This window comes from Stappia sp. BW2 (genome assembly GCF_008107695.1).
GTDB lineage: Bacteria > Pseudomonadota > Alphaproteobacteria > Rhizobiales > Stappiaceae > Roseibium.
In genome coordinates this window covers 1,255,844-1,276,035 of sequence record NZ_VIRG01000070.1, presented here as the reverse complement: position 1 = coordinate 1,276,035, position 20,192 = coordinate 1,255,844, and the positions used below count along the sequence as shown (strand labels likewise).

Below are 20,192 nucleotides of genomic sequence, written 5' to 3'. Positions count from 1 at the left end.
GGCAACGATCTCTCAAGACCTGGCGGTCAATCCGAAGATGCCCGTTCCTCCCGGCATTGCATTCGGTTGATTGGTCTTGTCGTCCTGCTGCGCGAATTGCTCCGCGCATCATACTTTGGGAGTTCGGCCCTTGCCGTTATTCGGCAGCCTGAGCCATGCCGGCCATTTGATCGGAGGCAGCTTTGATTGCCTTGACGATGTTGTGGTAGCCGGTGCAACGGCAGATGTTGCCTTCCAACTCGTGGCGGATAGTCGTCTCATCGAGATTGCCGGCACCGTAACGATTGATCATGTCCACGGCGGTCATGATCATGCCGGGCGTACAGAAACCGCACTGAAGTCCATGATGTTCACGGAATGCGGCCTGAACAGGGTGCAGGCTGTCTGCCGTACCGATCCCTTCCAGCGTCACCACTTCCGCGCCATCTGCCTGGACAGCGAGCATGCTACAGGATTTGACGGCCTTGCCGTCGACATGAACGACGCAGGCCCCGCATTGCGAGGTGTCACAGCCCACGTGCGTGCCGGTCAAGCCGCGCACATCCCGGATAAACGATACGAGCAGCGTGCGGTCTTCGACATCAGCCGAAACCGTCTTGCCGTTCAATACCATCGATACTTTCGACATGAATTTCTCTCCCTCATGAAAGTCCCTGGACCATGGCTTTCGAGACAGCCTGTCTGCAAACAATGACAGACAAATCCATCCGAAAATCCGGTCCAGACCAGCGAATGGAAAAACAATCCGATTGGATTGTTTCTCACTGACCCAATTTCCCGGCTTGTCACCGTGTTTTGTACTGGGGCTCTGGCGGTTCCTGAATTGTCAGAGCCCGATCATTTCAAGTTTTATACGGCCCGGTCAACTTGCAAGTGCAAGCACCACAATCACGGCTGCGAGCAAGACAAGCCCCCAGACCATGGGACCGCCAAAAACGTTACGTCCAGCAGCGGCTTCTATATTCTGTTCCGCTTGATGGATTTTTTCCTCGACCGCATGCTCTGCGTCCTCGATGGCATGCATGACTTCGCCAGGCGTTTCCTCAATCGCGATCCGCTTGGCCTCCTCCGCCACGCCGGGATCCAGATCATCGCTCGCCGCGGCCGCTGTTTCCTGCGGCTCGGCAGGCGTTCCCACCATCTCGGAAAACTTCGTGAAGAACTCCTCCGCCATCTTCTTGGCGGTGGAATCGATCAGCCGGCTGCCGAGCTGGGCAAGCTTGCCGCCGACCTGTGCCTTGGCTTCATAGGCAAGTATGGTCTCGTCGCCCTCTTCCGTCAGCTTCACATCCGCGGAGCCTTTGGCGAAACCGGCAACACCGCCCTTGCCTTCGCCCACGATCGTGTAACTCTCCGGAGGATTCATGTTCTCAAGGGTAACTTCCCCTTTGAACTTCGCTTTGACAGGCCCGATTTTCGACGTGACCGCAGCGGTCATTTCGGTGTCCGAGGTCTTTTCGAGGCTCTCGCAGCCAGGAATGCAGGCCCGGAGGACGTCCGGATCGTTCAAGGCTTGCCAGACGGTTTCCCGTTTGGCCGGGATCCGGTGGGAGCCGCTCATATCCATGTATTTTCTCCCCAAGTCGCGCTTTGGCGCATTTTTTCAAAGGTCCAGTCAGCATTCAACGCGATTGGGGCGTTCGCCGCAAACACGTTTTCCCGTATGAGAGCGTGTTTCGTACAAATTTTCAATCGCTTATCTAAACAGAATTGCAGAACACAATCCCTGGAGGCTAGCGTCTGGACCCATCCACGAATGAACCGGCTGGCGCAGTCTACACGGTTCGAACGGTCTCGTCCTGACAGTTCCGGCCAGTATTGTTCAGTTGGACAGACAACCCATTTTATCCGAAGGCGACACCGGGTTCGACGGTTTTCTGAACGAACCCTTCGAGCTCGTCGGCCGGCAGGGGCTTGGCGTAGAGGTATCCTTGCAGATAGTCGCAATGAAGCTCCTGCATGATGTCTCTCTGGGCAACCGTTTCGACACCTTCGGCAGTGACATTCAGGTCCAGAGCCTGCGCAACAGCGATGATCGACTTCACGACTGCGAGCGCATCGGCATCCTGATCCATGTTCATGGTAAAGCTTCGGTCAATCTTGATTCCGTCCACGGGAAGTTTGCGCAGGTAACTGAACGAGGAATACCCCGTACCAAAATCGTCAATAACGACGCGCGCACCTTTTTCACGGAGCCAGGTGAGCAGAGCCAGTGTCACCCGGTCATTGCTCAAGAACAGCCCTTCCGTCACCTCGAAAACCAGTCGGTCGAGCGGCAACTTGGCTGCAGTCACCGCATCTTCGATATCCTTGTAAAGCCGATTGGTCTGAACCTGCTTGGGAGACAGGTTCACATTCAGCCGAACGTCGTCTGATATCCCGGTCAAGCTGCTGAATTCGGCGAACGATGTCTTGAACATCCATGCACCGATTTCGGTAATGAGACCACTGGCTTCGGCGGCTTCGATCATCCGTGCCGTATTGAGGAAGGTACCGTTCGGCGTGCGGAAACGCATCAGGGCTTCAAACGATGCCAGACTTTCGTCCCGGGCCCGCATGATGGGCTGATAGCTCAGCGAGAACTTCGTCTGATTGGTGGAGCCGGTCAGGAGTGAGGCGAGCCGCAGACGCTCGAAGGCTGCTTCCTGCATCAAGGGATGAAAGACAGCGTGATTCGCAACGCCCTTCTGCCGGACATCGTTGAGAGCAATCGAGGCGAAGCGCACAAGCTGTTCCGCGTTCTGGGCTTCCGCATCGGTCGACGCGAACCCCAACCGAAGCCGCAGGCTGATCTGGTTATCCTCAAGCGTGATCGGTTGCTGAAAGGCATCTTCTACGCGCGCGACCACATCCTGAATTGTGTTTTCCTGCCCGCCCTTCAGAAGGATCAGAAACTCGTCCTTTTCCTTCCGGGCAATGGTAAGCGCACCTGGAAATGTCTGCGAAAGCCGGTGTCCAGTCCGCTTCAGAACCGCGCCTGCCTTTTCGTCACCAATCCCGTCGACTATGACCCGGAAGCGATAGATGTCGCAGTGAATGACCAGTAGCTCCGGCCCATTGGCTGCATGTCTCTGGAAGGTTTCGAGAAATCCTGAAAAAGTCGACAGGCCGGTGACACGGTCAACGTAAGCCAGGTTGCGGATATGCTCCAACAGACCTGTTTTTTCGTACCCCAGCGCCACATTGGAAACGAACAGCTGCACCACTTCGGAACCAACGAGCTCTTCGAGCAGCTCCTCGGTCATGCCAAGATAGAGCGCGCCTGTCATGCCGTTCCGGGTAACAAGCGGCAACGCCACTCCATCGGGAGACGCAATTGTCGCCTGGCTTTCGACACATCTTGATACCGCGTTGCGAATGGCGTCGTCACTGATGACATCCACCGGCAAGTCGATCTTGTCTTCGAAGTTTCCGGTGGCGGCCAACACTCGAATGCTGGACTTGTCGAAAGATCCATAGTCCGGCAGCGTTTCAAGACCGCACAAAAGACTGTCGACAGGTTGCCCGGCCAGAACCGTGAAGTGCTTCAGTACGGCGGCGGCAAATTCACTCAGGGCGTTCTTTTCAACAATCGCAGCAAAATGCTCATTCAACTGTTTGAGTTTCTTGCGATTTGTCTCAAGTGACATGACCAGCTTGTAGCCGCGCAAACCGGTGACAATCGCGGTAATCAGCTTGGTGCGAGATAGCTCGGCTTTTTCCGTATAGCCATCAATATCGAACTTCATGATCACATCGGTCTGCGGAGCATACCCGGGCTGGCCCGTACGCAGGATCAATCGCGTAAAATGATTGCCGAGTTCCGAACGGATCCAGCTCACAAGCCCAAGCCCTGCCGTGTCGCTCTCCATGACGACGTCGACCAGGGCCACGGCAATATCCGCGTTCTCCAGCAGGATTTGCCGGGCTTCCTGGGCAGAAAGAGCATGCAGCAGTTCAAACGGGCGGTTTTCGAACACACAACCGCCAACCGCTATCTTGGTGACCTCATGCACGTCGGGGTCGTCATCGACGATCAGGATCTTCCACGGCGCCTTGACAGGCTTCTTCACTTCCGGCTCGGAAGGGGCAAGAAAGTCCATTACCATCTCAATGCACCTTCTGTCCGAGCTTCTTCCGGGTGTCCTGAACAACGACCGCGGGGAACTCGATTGTGAATTCTGTTCCGGAGCCGACGTTCGATGACACGGAGATGGTTCCACTCAGGGCTTCCGTGACCAGCTGGTAACAAATCGCCATCCCTAAGCCGGATCCTCCTTTGCCAAACTTCGTTGTGAAGAACGGCTCGAATACTTTTTTCAGATTCTTCTCCGGGATGCCTACACCGAAATCCTGACATTTGAAGATAATCTTGCATTCATTCGAATTGCCGCGCCCAATGTCGCTGGAATGGACAACCTGAGAAGACAACTTGATCAATCCGTCGCTCCGCCCTTCGTACCCGTGTTTCATCGCGTTTTCGACGAAATTCGAAACGAGCTGACTAACGGCCCCCGGATAACTGTCGATAGTTTCGTCCGCATGGAGATCCAATTCTATCCTGAAGGGCGTTTTCTTCAGTGTCGGCTGTAATGTCGCCAAGGTCTCGCGAATGATGTGATCAAAATTGAAAGCCCGTTTTTTCTCGCTCTGGCGGTCGACAGCAACTTGCCGGAAGTTCCCCACCAACTCGCGAGCCCGCCCAAGTGTTTTCTCGATAATGTGGGCCGTATCCGAAATACGCTCGATTTCGCTCTCAAGAGCTTCCTTGCTCAGCTTCTGGTCTTCCAGCTCACTGCGCAGGTAACCGGTTGAATCCTTGATGGTGGTCGCTGCCATCAGGGCATTCCCCAAAGGCGTATTCAATTCATGAGACACGCCGGCGACAAGCGCTCCCAGCGCAGCAAGGTTGTCTGCCTGAATAAGCTCTTCCTGCACCAGCTTGAGCTGTTCCGTCCGATGGGCCACCAAATCCTCGAGGTTCGTCTGATATTCTTGAATTTTTTGCAGGTCGAGATGGCGACGCTGAACCATGGACTGCAGACTGGCCGCAAGTATGCCGATCTCGTCCACGCGGCCAGGCATGAGTTCGGCTTTGGGCGGGTCCTCGATCAGTCGCGGTGTCGACAGGTAGTCCACGATTGCAGACAACGGCTGCCCGATCAGACGGCGAAAGACGGTCCTGATGACAATTGCCAGCAGCAGGAGATAGACGATGATCGCAGTGACGATAAAACCCACAGTGGAGACAATCTCATAGGAGATCGTATTCCTGTCGATCAGAATGAAGACCCGGCCGATTGCATCCTTGTGCAGAATTGTGCTTGGCGAATTGAGAGTATAGGTGAGCGCTTCAGCAGCACGTTCCCCGCTCGCAGGCTCGCCGAAATTGCCTGTGTCGGGCGTCTCGACCCAAACCTTTTCAACCACTTCAAGACTTTCCAACCCTCGGATGAGCTGCAGGGTCGCGTCGGCGTTCACCGTCCAGATGGCACGCTCGAACGGTCGCTTCGTTGCCTGAAAAAAGGCCTCGGTTACACGAATGGCGCGAGCGTGAGACGCATCCCAGGTTATCTTGGTGAGAATGCCAATGAAAATGATACCAAGTACGGCGAAAAGACCGAGCGTATAGAGAATGAACGTCCGGGACAGGCTGGCCCGGCCCATCTCCTTGGATGAATATGGCAGCGACGTACCGCCGTTAAGTGTCAAGACGCCCACCTCAATTCATGGTGCCCGTTCCAGCTCACATAAATCCGGCAAACCCGGTTCACGTGGCTCCGGTCAAGAACGAAAACCTAACCGCCTTTACGGGCAGTCATTTCAATGCTTGATTCACAGACACATCGATATTGCCCCTCGCCTGATCAACGCCCCTCATTACGGGTCTCATTCAATCAAAGCGCCAATGTATCTTCTATATTCGCCTGCTTTTCTAAATTTTCCATAAAAATCAATTGTAAATTGAAACAGCCTCCATTCTACGCTGCAACAGTTAGTCTTGAATCTACGAAAATATGAAATACCAATAATTTGAGCGGCATCGCATAAGGTTTACACTCCGGACAGGCTCGTACGGAGGAAAGACTTCGCAATACTGGCGCTCAGCGAATAATCGCGCGCGATCCAATCAGCTTTCATCGGCTTTCTGGGGCTTTGCTGATCACTGTCGGGAACGGCCCAGGCTGTTGGCGCGGAAGCTTGGCTTTTAGGCGCTGGCAATGTTCTCGGAAATGGTTGCCTGACGGACAGATTGCAAAGCTTGTCCGAACCTGTTCGACCGAAACGTGCACGCCGGCGGCATGCAGCCCCAAAGACCGTCGCTGGGGTTCAGTTCCGCTGGCAAAACGGCCAGCCATCCGGAGTTTTGATCTGGAGCCACCAGCAAGTATACGTCACCTCAGGAACGACGGCACCAGGAAACTGGCGTAAAGGCTATACACTTTCAACGGCCAAATTCTCAGTAATTGTCCTACAAATTTAAAACGATTTGCCTCATTTCATTACGAAACAGCCAATATTTAGCGTCGCAGAAACGTTAATAGCGACGGATTAGCTTACTAGAACGTTATTTTAGATTATTATTTCTAGTATTTTAAAAAATTGCCTTGTAAGACATGCGAAGGATGCAACGCCGGTCTCACCGTTCACGATCCGTATGTGAGACCCGACTGCCCGAGTCTGTTGAATGGATAATAAGAAACGCAATTTCTTCGAACTACCGGACAAAGTCCTCACATCTCTGCCGACCGGAGCGGTCAAAGATACAGTCGAACATCTTGGCAAGAAGATCGCGCATGGTGATTATGCGACGGGCGCGATTCTTCCGCGCGAGGATGAACTCGTCGAGAGTCTCGGCGTTTCTCGGACGGTCGTCCGGGAAGCCATCAAGGTATTGTGTGGCAAGGGGCTTATACGAACGGCCCGCAGATACGGCTCCCGCGTCTGCCCGTTTGACGACTGGAACCTTCTTGATCCGGACGTCATTCGCTGGCACGATCCGGAAAGTCCGCAAACGGCGAGAATATATGCCGAAGCGACAGATCTCAGATTGATATTTGAGCCAGAGGCGGCCGCACTGGCCGCGGTCAATGCAAATCGGAACCAACGCGACACCATTCTGGCGGCCGCACGAGCCATTCACCCCCTGGATGGTCGAGCCAGCATGATTGGTGCCGACTACATGTTCCATGCCACGATCCTTCAGGCCAGTGGCAACCAGATGCTTTCCCAGCTCCAAAACCTTATTTACGCGGTCATGCTGTTTTCCTATGCCACGTCCCTGAAAACACCACCGGAAGAAAAAGTTGCCCGCCGCAATCATGTAGGCGTGGCTGAAGCCATCGATTCCGGCGACGCCGAACTGGCGCGTGGACGCATGAAAGACATGCTGGTTCTGAACAAGGCAATGGCAGACAAACTGGTCGCTTCAATGTTTCAGGAATAACACTGGCAGGGGAAGCGTCCTATCGGGCGCACTGAAATCCGCGTTTCCACATTTGTTGGACAAGTGAGAATTTTCCCAGCAGATTAGGGAAAACCAACAATGACGGCCTTGCGGCCAATCAGGAAACGCCATGAGCTTTTATTCAGAAACCGAAATGTCCTCCGGCACTTATCTGGGTCGTGTCTGGCGTCCCGGCGCCAACGGACCTGCTGTCGTTACCCTGCGCGACAACGACGTCATCGACATCACCTCGAAGGCCGCCCCTACCGTAAGAGACATCTGCGAAATGCAGGATCCGGCAGCTTATGTTGACGCGGCAGAAGGCGAGAATCTCGGCCCTCTTGGCACGATTGCCGCAGCATCCTCCGACAATCCCGCCAATATCCATTTTCTTGCCCCATGCGACCTGCAAGCGGTGAAAGCCTGCGGCGTGACCTTCGCCAATTCCATGGTGGAACGCGTTATCGAGGAAAAAGCGGCCGGTGATCCCCAAAAGGCGGAAGTAATCCGCGCACGGGTGGGCGCAACTATCGGCGACAGCCTGCGAAACCTGCGCGCCGGATCAGAAGAAGCCGCGAAGGTAAAACAGGCGCTGATCTCGGAAGGGCTCTGGAGCCAATATCTGGAAGTCGGAATCGGTCCGGACGCCGAAGTCTTTTCCAAAGCTCAGGTTCTTTCTTCCGTCGGGCCTGGTGCTGACGTCGGTCTGCATCCAGTATCCAGCTGGAACAACCCGGAGCCGGAAGTGGTGCTGACGGTCTCTTCCAAAGGCGTGATTGTCGGCGCGACGCTTGGAAACGATGTCAACCTGCGCGACGTCGAAGGTCGCTCGGCACTGCTCCTGTCCAAAGCCAAGGACAACAATGCATCCTGCTCGATCGGTCCCATGATTCGACTGTTCGATGACGCCTTTTCGCTGGATGACGTACGCCAGGCGGAGTTGGATCTGACCGTCGAGGGAAAAGATGGATTTGTCCTGAAGGGTCGATCTTCAATGAAGGAGATAAGCCGAGATCCTCAGGATCTGGTCCGGCAGACATTGGGCCGGCACCACCAGTACCCCGACGGCATCATGCTCTTTCTCGGCACCCTCTTTGCCCCAACCCAGGACAGGGATGTCCCGGGTGAAGGCTTTACCCACAAACTGGGCGACGTTGTCACGATTGAAAGCCCGGGCCTGGGCAGCTTGAGCAATACGGTCCGGCTTTCGACGGAATGTCCCGAATGGACTTTCGGAATAAGCTCCCTGATGCGCAACCTTGCAGACCGTAGCCTTCTGTAGGCGGCTAAAGGTCATCAGCCCAGCGCACGGCGAAGACGCACATCAGGAAGCAGCCGAGCTTGTCAGAGCGATGGCTGGACCATTTTCGCAGGATCGACTGTCCGGTCGAACTCCTCTGAACTGACAAAGCCAAGGTCGAGGCAGGCCTGTTTCAAGGTCATATCATGCTCAAAAGCGTGATGTGCGGCATGACTAGCCTTGTCGTATCCGATGAGTGGACTGAGCGCGGTCACCAGCATCAAGGACTGATCGAGGAATTCCTTGATGCGCTTTTCGTTCGGCTCCATGCCTTCGACCAGAAACCGCGAGAAATTGGTACAGCCGTCGCCCATGATCCTGACCGACTGCATGATCGCATTGATCATCAACGGCTTGTAGACATTCATCTCAAGGTAACCGCTGGCGCCACCAATCCCTGCCACGACGTCATTCCCCATAACCTGCGCTGCGATCATCGCGAGCGCCTCGCACTGTGTCGGATTGACCTTGCCCGGCATGATCGAGGACCCGGGTTCATTGGACGGTATTTTTAATTCGAAAAATCCGCACCGCGGTCCGCACGACAAAAGACGAATGTCGTTTGCTATCTTGAACAAGGAGACAGCAAGCGTCTTCAAGGTCCCGCTCAGCATGACAAGCGCATCATGCGCGCCCTGTACGGCGAACTTGTTCCCAGCCGTATAAAACGGCAAGCCGGTCAATTCAGCGATCTTTGCGGCAGACAATTCGGCGAAGCGAGGATGTGTATTGATCCCCGTCCCCACCGCAGTGCCGCCCAGCGCCAGTCCATAGACGTCGTTGAGCGCAAAACGAATACGCTCAATGTCCTGACGCAGCATTTCGGCATACCCGGAAAATTCCTGACCCAGTGTCAGAGGCGTAGCGTCCTGCATGTGGGTTCGGCCGATCTTGATGATACCGTCCCAGGCATCGGCTTTGTCCTGAAGGCTTTTCTGGAGTGTCTGAACCCCTGGCAGCAGCCGGTGTGTCACCTGGAGTGCGGCAGCCATATGCATGGCGGCTGGAAAGCTGTCATTGGACGATTGTGACAGGTTCACATGATCGTTGGGGTGAACCGGATCTTTTGTTCCCATTACGCCGCCTGCCAGTGCGATTGCGCGATTGGAAATCACCTCGTTCACATTCATGTTGGTTTGAGTGCCACTACCAGTCATCCAGACATGCAGCGGGAAGTGGTCGTCCAGTTTTCCATCACTCACTTCATCCGCGGCCCGGACAATCAAGCGCGCAAGGTCTCCAGGCAGCAGGCCCAGCTCTTCGTTTGATAGGGCGGCCGCCTTTTTCAAGATGCCATAGGCGTGCACGAGCTCAATCGGCATCAGGTCACTGCCGATTGAGAAGTACTTCAGGGAACGCTGTGTCTGCGCACCCCAGTATTTGTCTTCCGGCACATCTATTTCACCGATGCTGTCGCTTTCAGTACGCATAAGCGTCTCCTCGTCGGGTGGCTCAAGAAGTCAGCAAGGTTTCAGTCAACTCGCTATCCGGCTTTTGAAGACCGTCGATGACGTCGAAATGATGCCGGTCTGCGTCTTCCCGATAGGTTGCCGTCGACCAGGCATCGGCAAGCAGTTTCGACTGCCGGAGAAATTCCGGTCGTTCCGAGCCTCCAACCCAGGCAACGACCGGACAGTCAATTGCGGGCTGCATAAGTGCAGCGCTCTCGGCAATCGCATCCTCTTCGCTCAACTGGAACGACTTGTTCATCACGGTGTTTCTGAGCGGACGGAGGTCGTGTAGCCCGCTAATGGATACAACCCTCTCGATCCGCGCCAGAACGTCCTCTGACAGGCGGGTGTCTTCACAAATCGTCCGCGTAACCAGGTGGCCTCCGGCGGAATGTCCGACGAGCCGGATCGGCCCGGCAACGCGAGCTGCTGCTTTCGTGACCGCCGAACTGATCTGCCGTGTCATGTCTGCGATTCGCGCATCTGGAGCCAGCTCATAGGATGGCATGCACACCGTCCAGCCCTTTGCCAGACAACCACTTGAGAAATGCGACCACGAACTTTTGTCGAATCTCAGCCAGTAGCCGCCATGCACGAAGACGACGAGACCTTTGGATTTTCTCTCAGGCCGAAACACATCGAACCGTTGACGGTTCCCCTCCCCGTAAACGACATCCAGATCCTTTTCGACCCAGCTTTTCCGGAAGGCTTCGGCATCTTGTGCCCAACGCACGATAAAATCGTCTGCACCTGCAATATGAGCAGCGTTTGAATAGGCATCATCCCAGTCAGTAATCGTCATCTCGCTCATTCGAAATCCTCTAACAACCATCGAAACCGATTAGTGGCATCCTTGCACGATTTGCCTTCAAAGCGGAACGGCCTGAATGCCAATCGCAACTTGTCAAACAGACTGCGGTCAACCTAACGTCAGAAAAAACCAGTAACCGGGAGGCAAACTCAGATGGTGGAGCGCTGTTCCAATCGCGTGTCCAATCTTGCGCATTTTCTGACCAGAAACGCAGCACGATGGCCGTCTCGACCGGCGGTTGTTCAGGATGGGACCACCTGGACCTGGTCGCAGGTCGATTCGCGCGTTTCAGCTCTTGCGACAGGCCTCAAGGCGGAGTTTGGAGTTACCAAGGGTGACAGTCTGCTGGTGCAGGCTGAAAACTCGGTTCAGATGATCGAGATCATGCTGGCAGCTTTCCGACTCGGGGCCATATGGGTTCCCTGCAACTTCCGACAAGCCCCTGGCGAGACTGCTTATGCAGCAGAAAAAGCAAGGGCGACGGTATTCCTGTGTGACTCAAGTTTCAGTGCCCAGGCCGAAGCTGTGCAGAACGCAAGACCCCAGCTAGCAGGGTGTGTGACAATAGGGTCGAGCGATTTCGGCACCAACTACGAGGATCTCGTCTCCCGCCACTTGGGACACGCCTTTGCCAACGAGCGCGTAAACTACGACGATCCGTGCTGGTTGTTCTTCACGTCTGGCTCCACAGGCCGCCCCAAGGCGGTCGTCCTCAGTCACGGGCAAATCGGCTTCGTCTGCGTCAACTACATGGCGGATCTGGTGCCAGGAACCACGGAACAGGACGCGTCGCTGGTGATAGCGCCGTTGTCGCACGGCGCTGGGCTTCAACTCATCGCGCAGTTTGTAGCCGGTTCCGCACATGTGCTTCTGCCGCGAGGTGGTTTCAATCCAGCCACCGCTTTCGAGCTCATCGAAAAACACAAGATCAGCAATCTTTTCACGGTTCCGACAATCGTCAAACGCCTGGTGGAAGATCCTTCGGTCGACCGGTTCGATCACTCGAGCCTTCGCCACGTCATCTATGCGGGCGCCCCCATGTACCGGGAAGACCAGAAACTGGCGCTCCAAAAACTGGGCAACGTTCTGGTTCAATACTACGGACTTGGCGAGGTCACCGGAAACATAACTGTGTTGCGGCCACAGGATCATTTTCTGGAGGACGGGCCCGAGACACGCAGTGGCACCTGCGGCACGGAGCGCACCGGCATAGAGGTGTCGATCCAGGACGAAGACGGCAATCACCTGCCCCCCCAATGAAACGGGTGAAGTCTGCGTTATAGGTGCGGCTGTCTGCGCAGGATATCTGGATGACGTCGAAGCCAACCAAAAATCATTCAGAAATGGCTGGTTCCGAAGGGGTGACATCGGCCACATGGATGAACAGCGCTACCTTTTCCTGACCGGCCGTGCTTCGGACATGTATATTTCGGGTGGCTCCAACGTCTATCCGAAGGAAGTCGAGGAAATACTGCTCACACATCCGGAAATCTCCGAAGTCGCAATTCTCGGCATTCCAGACAGACAATGGGGCGAAGTCGGACTTGCCGTTTGTGTCGCAGCCCAGGGCAAAGCCCCCGACCCTCAGGCCTTGACAGACTTTCTCAACGGCAAGATCGCACGTTACAAGCTGCCGGCACGCTACCTCTTTATTCCCGCGATGCCGACCAGTGCCTATGGCAAGATCACGAAGAAACTGGTGCGAGAGCATCTGACAGAGAAGGGCTTGCTGTGAGACAGCTGCCCCCAAAGGACACCAAAGAACACTTGCCGATATCCAGCGTTCAGGTCCCTTTGCCGAAAACCGGCTGCCACACACCAGATGCCGAACGGCCCCTTTAGAGATAGACGTCAGGGGAGCAACTCCCCGTTCTGGAGGTTCTGGGTCGTCACGCCGAGCGGCATGAGCTGACTTCGGCCCTACTCAATCTTTCCGGTCTGACGCGTGAGGCGTTTGACTTCGTAATTCCTGCCTGCGCGATCAATGACCGCCACGCGGCCTGGTAAAGCGATACCCATTCCTCCAAGGGTGCCACTCTTGAAACAGCTATCGAAATTCTTGGCAGGAAGGACGGCGAGAGGTTCGCCCATATACACGCCTACTGGCACGAGGAAAGCAGAGAGCTTCTTGATCACCTGTTACCACACACGCTTCAGATAGCGCGCTGGCCTTATCAAGGGGTATGGTCTGCAAGGTGCAGCGTTAGAGGCTTCGCACAACCCGGAGACCGAATTCACGCTGTTTCGTGTACAGCAAGCCGAGACCCACTCCAGACCCATCAAGAACAACGACCTCATCACGACGCTGGCTCCATTTGCCGACCCTACTAACAGCATCCGCGAACTTGCTCTCCTGCTGGAGGGTTCGCCCTATGAAGTCCACGGCCTTGGCAGCCTTGCCGGAGCCGTCTTTCGCGATGCAGATGCCATGACAGGTCTGATTTCCGAAAAACTGCTTTCTCCGTATGCCGGGACAACACCAAATCAGGAGCTCTGTGTTCCCATACGAGCCATCGATCAGAATTGCGGATTGCACGAAGTCATTCTTGCTGCCGGTGGAGCCCCAACGCTTGTCACCTGCGAATTAGCGATCAAAAGCCGCGTAACGCATGACGACGCTGCGACATCAGCCACGAATTGAACGCGGCGGCTTGCAGAACGCCAAGAACAGTAAGAGAACATTTACCCTTGCAGAACACAATGAGAACAGGTACCATGTTCTTGATTTGTACCAGATGTTTTCTCGGTCAGGGGACGCCTACATGCTGACGCGCAAGCAGTACGAACTGCTCATGTTCATTCACGAAAGACTGAAAGAAACCGGTGTGCCGCCGTCTTTCGACGAAATGAAGGATGCGCTCGATTTGCGCTCCAAGTCCGGCATTCACCGTCTGATCACCGCACTTGAAGAACGTGGCTTCATCCGGCGCTTGCCCAACCGGGCCAGAGCCATGGAGGTCGTGCGCCTCCCCGATTCCATCGCGCCGGGCCTGGGCGCTCCCCGGCCGAGGGGCAGCTTCTCGCCCGAAGTCATAGAAGGCTCACTCGGCAAACCGGAACCTGCGAAAGCGGCGCCGGAACCCGCTATCGGTGTCACGGAAATTCCAGTCATGGGCAGAATTGCAGCCGGCGTTCCGATCGAGGCAATTCAAACCCACAGCCACTCGATCACCGTGCCTCAGGACTTGCTTGGACGCGGAGAGCATTACGCACTGGATGTGCGTGGCGATTCCATGATCGAAGCCGGCATTCTGGATGGTGACACGGTTCTGATCCGCAAGACCGACAGCGCCGACAGTGGAGATATTGTCGTCGCTCTTGTGGACGATGAGGAGGCAACCTTGAAGCGACTGCGCAAGAAAGGTGCCTCAATCGCGCTGGAAGCAGCGAACCCGGCTTATGAGACACGGATCTTCGGGCCTGGTCGTGTCCGTGTTCAAGGCCGCCTCGTTGCCCTGTTTCGGCAATATTGATCCTCTACTCGTCCTCGCGCCCTTTTGCACTTGATGCATGGCCGATTTGACGCAACCCATCCCTTGTGACCGTACCTGGCTGATGCCAGGGACGCGGCGGATCTGGGATGGCAAACACCAGCTTTTCGATTTTCAGCTTTCCGTCAGGTGGGTTCTCCCGGGCATCGGAAAGCCGATTGGTAGCGGTCTCCTGCCGAGTGGCGCTTCTTGATAACCAGATCGAAACCGCGCCGCGTGCGGAGCGTATCTTCTGGTCAAGAACAACCCCTGAGCCACATCCCTTCGGAGCGACTAGATCGGTCTCGATCAAATCGGCATACCTACAATCCATCTGAAACGCTTCGAACGTCCTGGGCTGAGCTATCGCAAAATACGGCATAGCCTGCTCCAGTGTCTCTGATCCTTCTCCTGGTCCATATGCTCTGACGACGCAGCCATCATCATCGCATTTTCTTTGTGGTGACTTTATCTTGCGCGACAAAATCGCCTCTTCAGGAACGCCTTCGGACTGGAGCCAGAGGTCGGTCGCAAAGGACCTTCCTCTGGCAGCGTATCTCAAGGATCCGGCATCATCCCGAGCAGCTATACGAGAGCCGCTTGCAGCAATCTGGATATCCGGAGGCCGGCCAGTGATGACAATCAGCAGCCCGGCGAGCAGTGGCAATCCGGCAAGCAGACGCCTCCTTCTAGGCAGCAGCAGGCCGGCAAAAAGCGCCGACAACAGCAGGCTTGCAGCCATTCCGTCCAGCCTGCCCGATGCGCCGCCGTCGGCATCAAGAGCGGCAGTAAAAGAGGCCACCTTCAACAGGAGCGAGACACCGAAAGACATCACTGTCAGAGGGAGTGCAGCCAGTCCGAAGGGCATCAGAACGAAGGCCAGCACACCCATCGGCATGACAAGCAACGAAAAGACGGGCATCCCCAGCAGGTTGCCCACGACGCCATAAGGCGCAATTCGGCTGAAATGATGAGCTCCGATAATGCCAGTCGCCAGTCCGGCAACCAGCGCAGTCACAATCAGACCGGCAACCCACCTGCCAAGAAAAACGCCTGTCGCCATGCCCCATCCTGACACTTTGTCACCGGTAGATCCGAAGCGCTCTCTGTGTCGCCACAAGTCATAAACGGCAACCAGACAGATCACGGCTGCGAATGACATTTGAAAGCCCGGGAAAAACAGTCGCTCGGGCGCAATCAGGAGGAGCAGGAGGCCTGCCAGTGCCACACTGCGCAAAGTCAGACCGCGCCGACCGACCAGAATTCCGACAAAGACAATGGCAATCATCAGAAAGGATCGCTGTGTGGCGACTGCGCCACCGGAGAGGAGCAGATAGACGACCGCAGCACCAAGAGCTGAAAGTGCTGCCCACTTATGCACGGGCCACCTCAACGTCAAAATCGGAACAAGCGACAAAAGAAGCAACACAGCCCCATAGGCGCCCCCGGCGAAGAGCGCCATATGCAGCCCTGAAATTGCTAGGATGTGAGCCAGCCCGGCTGAACGCAAAACGTCTTCCTGCTGCTCACCGATGCCGCTTCGGTCGCCAACCAGCAAGGCGACGATCAACGCGGTCTCGGGTCCATCGGCAAGACTGGCTTTGATCCGTTCCGCGATATCGCTACGCAGTTTCGCAACAGCGACACTGGGATGAAGCCAAAGTCCGCGACCTGGAACCTTCATGACCTGAGGTGGCCCGAAACTGAAACCCGTCGCACCTATCTGCTGATAAAACGCCCGGAAGGAATAGTCATACCCTCCAGGAAAAACAGGGCCAGGCGGCGGAAAGAGGCGCGCATTGACACGAACAGTTTCCCCAACCTGCACCCCACTGTCAGCGGGAACACGCAAGCGCACCTTGGCCGGAAACTCAGGTTCCCTCGCCGGTTGACCATTCACGGCGGTTACCGCAAGCACGAGCCGACTACCCCGCGCCCCTGTATCCACCTCCTCAACAACGCCGGTCACATCGGCGTTTATCGGTTCAGCAAGGCGCGGCGTTGAAACATAAGCAGTGCGAAGACTGGACGTAGCCAGCCCGGCGAAGAAAGCCAGGCAGAGCATGGCTGAAACCGCCACCTTTCCGCGTTGTCCTACGCGCAAGACTGCGACCGCTGCGATAATCATCACAGCCATCAACAGCATCCAGGACGGTTCCTCAGGCAACCAGACGTAAACGCCAATTCCCGCAGCGAACGCGAAGGCAACCCACAAGAGCCCCTGGGCATCCCAAAGACGATCTGTCGCAGAATTTATTCTCGAACTGGCATGGCGATTGTCGCCCGATACCCACAAACGCCGCCTCAAACGCTCGTCAGATCCGAACGCAGCAGGCGATAAACTTTGCCCCCGATCATCATGCTGTGCCGTTTGCAACCGGCTGTCAGTCGTATCCTGCGGACCGGTCAGTGACGTCACCCCAGCTCCCCGTTTGGTCCAAGAAAGGGCAGAAGCCCCTATTTAGCCTCGCCAAAGCCTGTGCTAAGACCGCGCCACCAATTCGGCGCGCTCCGCGCCGTCATACTGACAGAGACTTTTATAAAGCACCATGGCACAGAACATCGTCACGCGCTTCGCCCCGTCTCCGACCGGGTTCCTGCATATCGGCGGCGCCCGCACCGCGCTTTTCAACTGGCTATTCGCTCGCCATCATGGCGGCAAGATGCTGCTGCGGATCGAAGATACGGATCGGGCCCGCTCCACGCAGGAAGCAGTGGACGCGCTGATCGACGGCCTGTCCTGGCTTGGACTGGACTGGGATGGAGACCCAATCTCCCAGTTTTCGCGTGTTGAGCGCCACAAGGAAGTGGTCGAGCAAATGCTGGCAAACGGCACGGCCTATCGCTGCTACAGTACGCCGGAAGAACTCGACGCCATGCGCGAGAAAGCCCGAGCCGAGGGCAAACCGCCTCGCTATGACGGTACCTGGCGCGAACGCGACGCCTCCGAAGCCCCTTCAGGTGTTGACCCTGTCATCCGTATCAAGGCGCCTCAGGACGGTGAGACCGTTGTCGATGATCTCGTGCAGGGTCGAGTCGTGATCCCGAACAAGGATCTCGACGACTTCGTTCTGATGCGGTCGGATGGCACTCCAACCTACATGCATGCCGTCGTGGTGGACGATCATGACATGGGCATCACCCATATCATCCGCGGTGTCGACCATCTGACCAACGCTGCCCGGCAGACGCTTATTTTCCAGGCTCTTGGCTGGGATGTGCCGGCAATGGCGCATATTCCGCTTATTCACGGGCCGGACGGTGCAAAACTGTCCAAGCGGCATGGCGCGACCGGCGCTGAAGCCTATCGCGAGATGGGCTATCTGCCGCAGGCCATGCGAAATTATCTGGCCCGGCTTGGCTGGAGCCACGGCAACGAGGAAATCATCTCTCTGGAAGACATGATCAAGTGGTTTGATTTCGACGCCGTCGGCCAGTCGGCTGCGCGTTTCGATTTCAAGAAGCTGGAAAACCTCAACGGGCATTACATGCGCGCGACCGAGGACAGCGAATTGCTGAGCCATTGGAAGGTCTATCTCGCACATGCCGAAGGCGGCGATAAGGTTCTTTCCTGGCTTGCAGACGGCAACAACGAGGAAACTGCTCTCTCTGCGCTTCCAGGACTGAAGGAACGGGCCAAGACCCTGGTGGAGCTGACGGAAAGCGCTTCTTATCTCTGGCGTCAACGCCCGCTAGACACTGATGAAAAGGCCCGGAAAATACTGGACGACGATGCTAGAGCTATCCTGAAAGATCTCCACGATGTTGTCGCGAGTGTCTCTGACTGGACTGTGGAACCACTGGAAACAGCGGTAAAGGCCTACGCAGAGAGCAAGGAATTGAAACTCGGCAAGGTAGCCCAGCCGTTAAGGGCCGCGTTGACGGGCCGCGGCACGTCACCCGGCATCTATGATGTTCTGATCGCTCTCGGCCGGGAAGAATCTCTGGCCAGAATTCAGGATCAGGCTGCCTGATATCAAGTGCCGCCGGGTGCACCTTACAGCAAAATCCAAGCTTCCGGCGGCTGCACTGGCGGGCGAAATACGTCTTTGACCAAAGCGTTATATCGCCCAGCTTGCGGCAGTGCAGTAAATGGGATACGCAATACGCGAAAAGTCTCCAGTGCTGGTCCGGCAACCGGAAACGGGACCCATCGCCTGAAGGGTCGAACCAGGACGGCACATCCGTTTAACGTAAAGGGGTTTCTGAATGGCCGACAACAACGCCAAGCTCAATGTCGGTGGTAACGACCACGCATTCGACGTTCTTGACGGATCCATCGGACCGTCCGTCGTGAACATCTCGTCCTTGTACAAGGACACCGGAATGTTCACCTACGACCCGGGCTTCACCTCCACCGCGTCGTGCGAATCCAAGATCACCTATATCGATGGTGATGAAGGCACCCTGCTCTATCGCGGATATCCGATCGAGCAGCTCGCAGACCACGGTGACTTTCTGGAGTCCTGCTATCTTCTGCTTTACGGCGAACTGCCGACAAAGACCCAGAAGGAAGACTTCGTCAACCGTGTGACCTATCACACGATGATCCACGAACAGATGAACCGGTTCTTCTCCGGTTTCCGCCGCGACGCTCACCCGATGGCTGTCATGGTTGGCACGGTTGGTGCGCTGTCCGCTTTCTATCACGACTCGACAGACATCACCGATCCGCACCAGCGGATGGTCGCGTCGCTGCGCATGATCGCCAAGATGCCAACCATTGCCGCAATGGCCTACAAGTACCATGTCGGTCAGCCTTTTGTTTATCCGCGCAACGACCTGAGCTATGCAGCAAACTTCCTGCATATGTGCTTTGCCGTGCCTTGTGAGGAATACAAGGTGAACCCGGTTCTGGCCCGCGCCATGGACCGCATCTTCATTCTTCATGCCGACCACGAACAGAACGCTTCGACCTCTACGGTGCGTCTGGCCGGCTCCTCCGGTGCAAACCCGTTTGCCTGCATCGCGGCCGGCATTGCCTGCCTTTGGGGTCCGGCACATGGCGGCGCCAACGAAGCTGCCCTCAACATGCTGTCGGAAATCGGCTCCGTGGATCGTATTCCGGAGTTCGTCGCCCGCGCGAAGGACAAGAACGACCCGTTCCGCCTGATGGGTTTCGGTCACCGCGTCTACAAGAACTACGATCCTCGCGCTCGGATCATGCAAAAAACGACGCACGAGGTTCTTGGCGAACTTGGCATCAAGGACGATCCGCTTCTGGACGTTGCCATGGAACTCGAAAAAATCGCGCTCAACGACGAATACTTCGTCGACAAGAAGCTCTATCCGAACATCGACTTCTATTCCGGCATCACGCTGCGCGCGCTCGGCTTCCCGACAACAATGTTCACCGTTCTGTTCGCTCTGGCCCGTACTGTTGGCTGGATCGCCCAGTGGAAAGAAATGGTGGAAGATCCGTCCCAGCGTATCGGCCGCCCGCGTCAGCTCTACACGGGTGAAAAGCTGCGCGACTACACGCCGATCGAACAACGCCGTTAAGGCGCACGCCGGCAGTCGCCTGTAATTTTTCGCAGCTTATATCTGCGTACATGCCAAAATGAAGACGCCCTGCTTAACTGCCGGGCGTCTTTTTTGTGCCTAACTGGAACCGTGAAACACGTATAGAACGCACCCGGTTTATTTGTATGTATTTGGCTAGACGCAAAGCAGCCTGAAGAAAGCTGATGTTGTTCGGCATTGGAGAGGTCTGTTGCGTTGCGCTTCTGCTGGG

The 20,192-nt window shown here is 56.0% G+C and carries 12 protein-coding genes and 1 pseudogene; 6 read left to right on the top strand and 7 right to left on the bottom strand.

The genetic code is table 11. The annotated features are described in order from the left end of the window. Nucleotides 1-136: 136 nt before the first annotated feature. The 4 genes from FMN63_RS24850 to FMN63_RS24835 form a co-directional block, all read right to left on the bottom strand. On the bottom strand, nucleotides 137-628 hold the full coding sequence (locus FMN63_RS24850) for a (2Fe-2S)-binding protein (RefSeq protein WP_148586773.1): 492 nt from the start codon (nucleotides 626-628) through the stop codon (nucleotides 137-139). A 234-nt stretch (nucleotides 629-862) separates the two neighbouring features. Then, nucleotides 863-1,567, bottom strand: coding sequence for an SRPBCC family protein (locus tag FMN63_RS24845; RefSeq protein ID WP_148586772.1), 705 nt, complete (start codon nucleotides 1,565-1,567; stop codon nucleotides 863-865). Nucleotides 1,568-1,844: 277 nt separating this feature from the next. Next, entirely contained in the window at nucleotides 1,845-4,082 is a 2,238-nt protein-coding gene (locus tag FMN63_RS24840) for a bifunctional diguanylate cyclase/phosphodiesterase (RefSeq protein ID WP_209001305.1), read from the bottom strand. A 7-nt stretch (nucleotides 4,083-4,089) separates the two neighbouring features. Then, a complete protein-coding gene (locus tag FMN63_RS24835) occupies nucleotides 4,090-5,460 on the bottom strand; it encodes a sensor histidine kinase (RefSeq protein WP_209001304.1) in 1,371 nt (456 codons plus the stop codon). A 1,207-nt stretch (nucleotides 5,461-6,667) separates the two neighbouring features. Here FMN63_RS24835 and FMN63_RS24830 point away from each other — a divergent pair. Both FMN63_RS24830 and FMN63_RS24825 read left to right on the top strand, forming a co-directional pair. Further along, entirely contained in the window at nucleotides 6,668-7,426 is a 759-nt protein-coding gene (locus FMN63_RS24830; protein ID WP_148586770.1) for a FadR/GntR family transcriptional regulator, read from the top strand. 130 nt (nucleotides 7,427-7,556) lie between these two features. Then, complete coding sequence (locus FMN63_RS24825) at nucleotides 7,557-8,708, top strand: fumarylacetoacetate hydrolase family protein (RefSeq protein WP_148586769.1); 1,152 nt, start codon at nucleotides 7,557-7,559, stop codon at nucleotides 8,706-8,708. 62 nt (nucleotides 8,709-8,770) lie between these two features. Here FMN63_RS24825 and fumC read toward each other — a convergent pair whose 3' ends face one another. Both fumC and FMN63_RS24815 read right to left on the bottom strand, forming a co-directional pair. Further along, the gene (gene fumC, locus FMN63_RS24820) at nucleotides 8,771-10,156 is read right to left on the bottom strand and encodes a class II fumarate hydratase (protein WP_148586768.1); all 1,386 of its coding nucleotides are present in this window, start codon (nucleotides 10,154-10,156) and stop codon (nucleotides 8,771-8,773) included. 22 nt (nucleotides 10,157-10,178) lie between these two features. Next, nucleotides 10,179-10,988, bottom strand: a complete 810-nt coding sequence (locus FMN63_RS24815) for a hormone-sensitive lipase (protein ID WP_148586767.1) — start codon at nucleotides 10,986-10,988, stop codon at nucleotides 10,179-10,181. Nucleotides 10,989-11,141: 153 nt separating this feature from the next. Between FMN63_RS24815 and FMN63_RS24810 the strand changes: the two are divergent. Further along, a pseudogene (locus FMN63_RS24810) lies at nucleotides 11,142-12,723 on the top strand (acyl-CoA synthetase). 1,027 nt (nucleotides 12,724-13,750) lie between these two features. After that, nucleotides 13,751-14,461, top strand: a complete 711-nt coding sequence (gene lexA, locus FMN63_RS24800) for a transcriptional repressor LexA (RefSeq protein WP_148586766.1) — start codon at nucleotides 13,751-13,753, stop codon at nucleotides 14,459-14,461. A 4-nt stretch (nucleotides 14,462-14,465) separates the two neighbouring features. Here lexA and FMN63_RS24795 read toward each other — a convergent pair whose 3' ends face one another. After that, a complete protein-coding gene (locus FMN63_RS24795) occupies nucleotides 14,466-16,604 on the bottom strand; it encodes a ComEC/Rec2 family competence protein (RefSeq protein WP_148586765.1) in 2,139 nt (712 codons plus the stop codon). Nucleotides 16,605-17,007: 403 nt separating this feature from the next. Here FMN63_RS24795 and gltX point away from each other — a divergent pair, with 403 nt between their 5' ends. Then, complete coding sequence (gene gltX / locus FMN63_RS24790) at nucleotides 17,008-18,432, top strand: glutamate--tRNA ligase (protein ID WP_148586764.1); 1,425 nt, start codon at nucleotides 17,008-17,010, stop codon at nucleotides 18,430-18,432. 235 nt (nucleotides 18,433-18,667) lie between these two features. Next, nucleotides 18,668-19,960, top strand: a complete 1,293-nt coding sequence (gltA, locus tag FMN63_RS24785) for a citrate synthase (RefSeq protein WP_148586763.1) — start codon at nucleotides 18,668-18,670, stop codon at nucleotides 19,958-19,960. Nucleotides 19,961-20,192 lie beyond the last annotated feature (232 nt).

Bases quoted from the DNA above. Each gene is read 5' to 3' on its own strand.
- FMN63_RS24825 (WP_148586769.1), top strand. From the start codon at position 7,557: ATGAGCTTTTATTCAGAAACCGAAATGTCCTCCGGCACTTATCTGGGT.
- lexA (WP_148586766.1), top strand. From the start codon at position 13,751: ATGCTGACGCGCAAGCAGTACGAACTGCTCATGTTCATTCACGAAAGA.
- FMN63_RS24850 (WP_148586773.1), bottom strand. From the start codon at position 628: ATGTCGAAAGTATCGATGGTATTGAACGGCAAGACGGTTTCGGCTGAT.
- gltA (WP_148586763.1), top strand. From the start codon at position 18,668: ATGGCCGACAACAACGCCAAGCTCAATGTCGGTGGTAACGACCACGCA.
- gltX (WP_148586764.1), top strand. From the start codon at position 17,008: ATGGCACAGAACATCGTCACGCGCTTCGCCCCGTCTCCGACCGGGTTC.
- FMN63_RS24845 (WP_148586772.1), bottom strand. From the start codon at position 1,567: ATGGATATGAGCGGCTCCCACCGGATCCCGGCCAAACGGGAAACCGTC.
- FMN63_RS24830 (WP_148586770.1), top strand. From the start codon at position 6,668: ATGGATAATAAGAAACGCAATTTCTTCGAACTACCGGACAAAGTCCTC.
- fumC (WP_148586768.1), bottom strand. From the start codon at position 10,156: ATGCGTACTGAAAGCGACAGCATCGGTGAAATAGATGTGCCGGAAGAC.
- FMN63_RS24840 (WP_209001305.1), bottom strand. From the start codon at position 4,082: ATGGACTTTCTTGCCCCTTCCGAGCCGGAAGTGAAGAAGCCTGTCAAG.
- FMN63_RS24795 (WP_148586765.1), bottom strand. From the start codon at position 16,604: ATGCTGTTGATGGCTGTGATGATTATCGCAGCGGTCGCAGTCTTGCGC.
- FMN63_RS24815 (WP_148586767.1), bottom strand. From the start codon at position 10,988: ATGAGCGAGATGACGATTACTGACTGGGATGATGCCTATTCAAACGCT.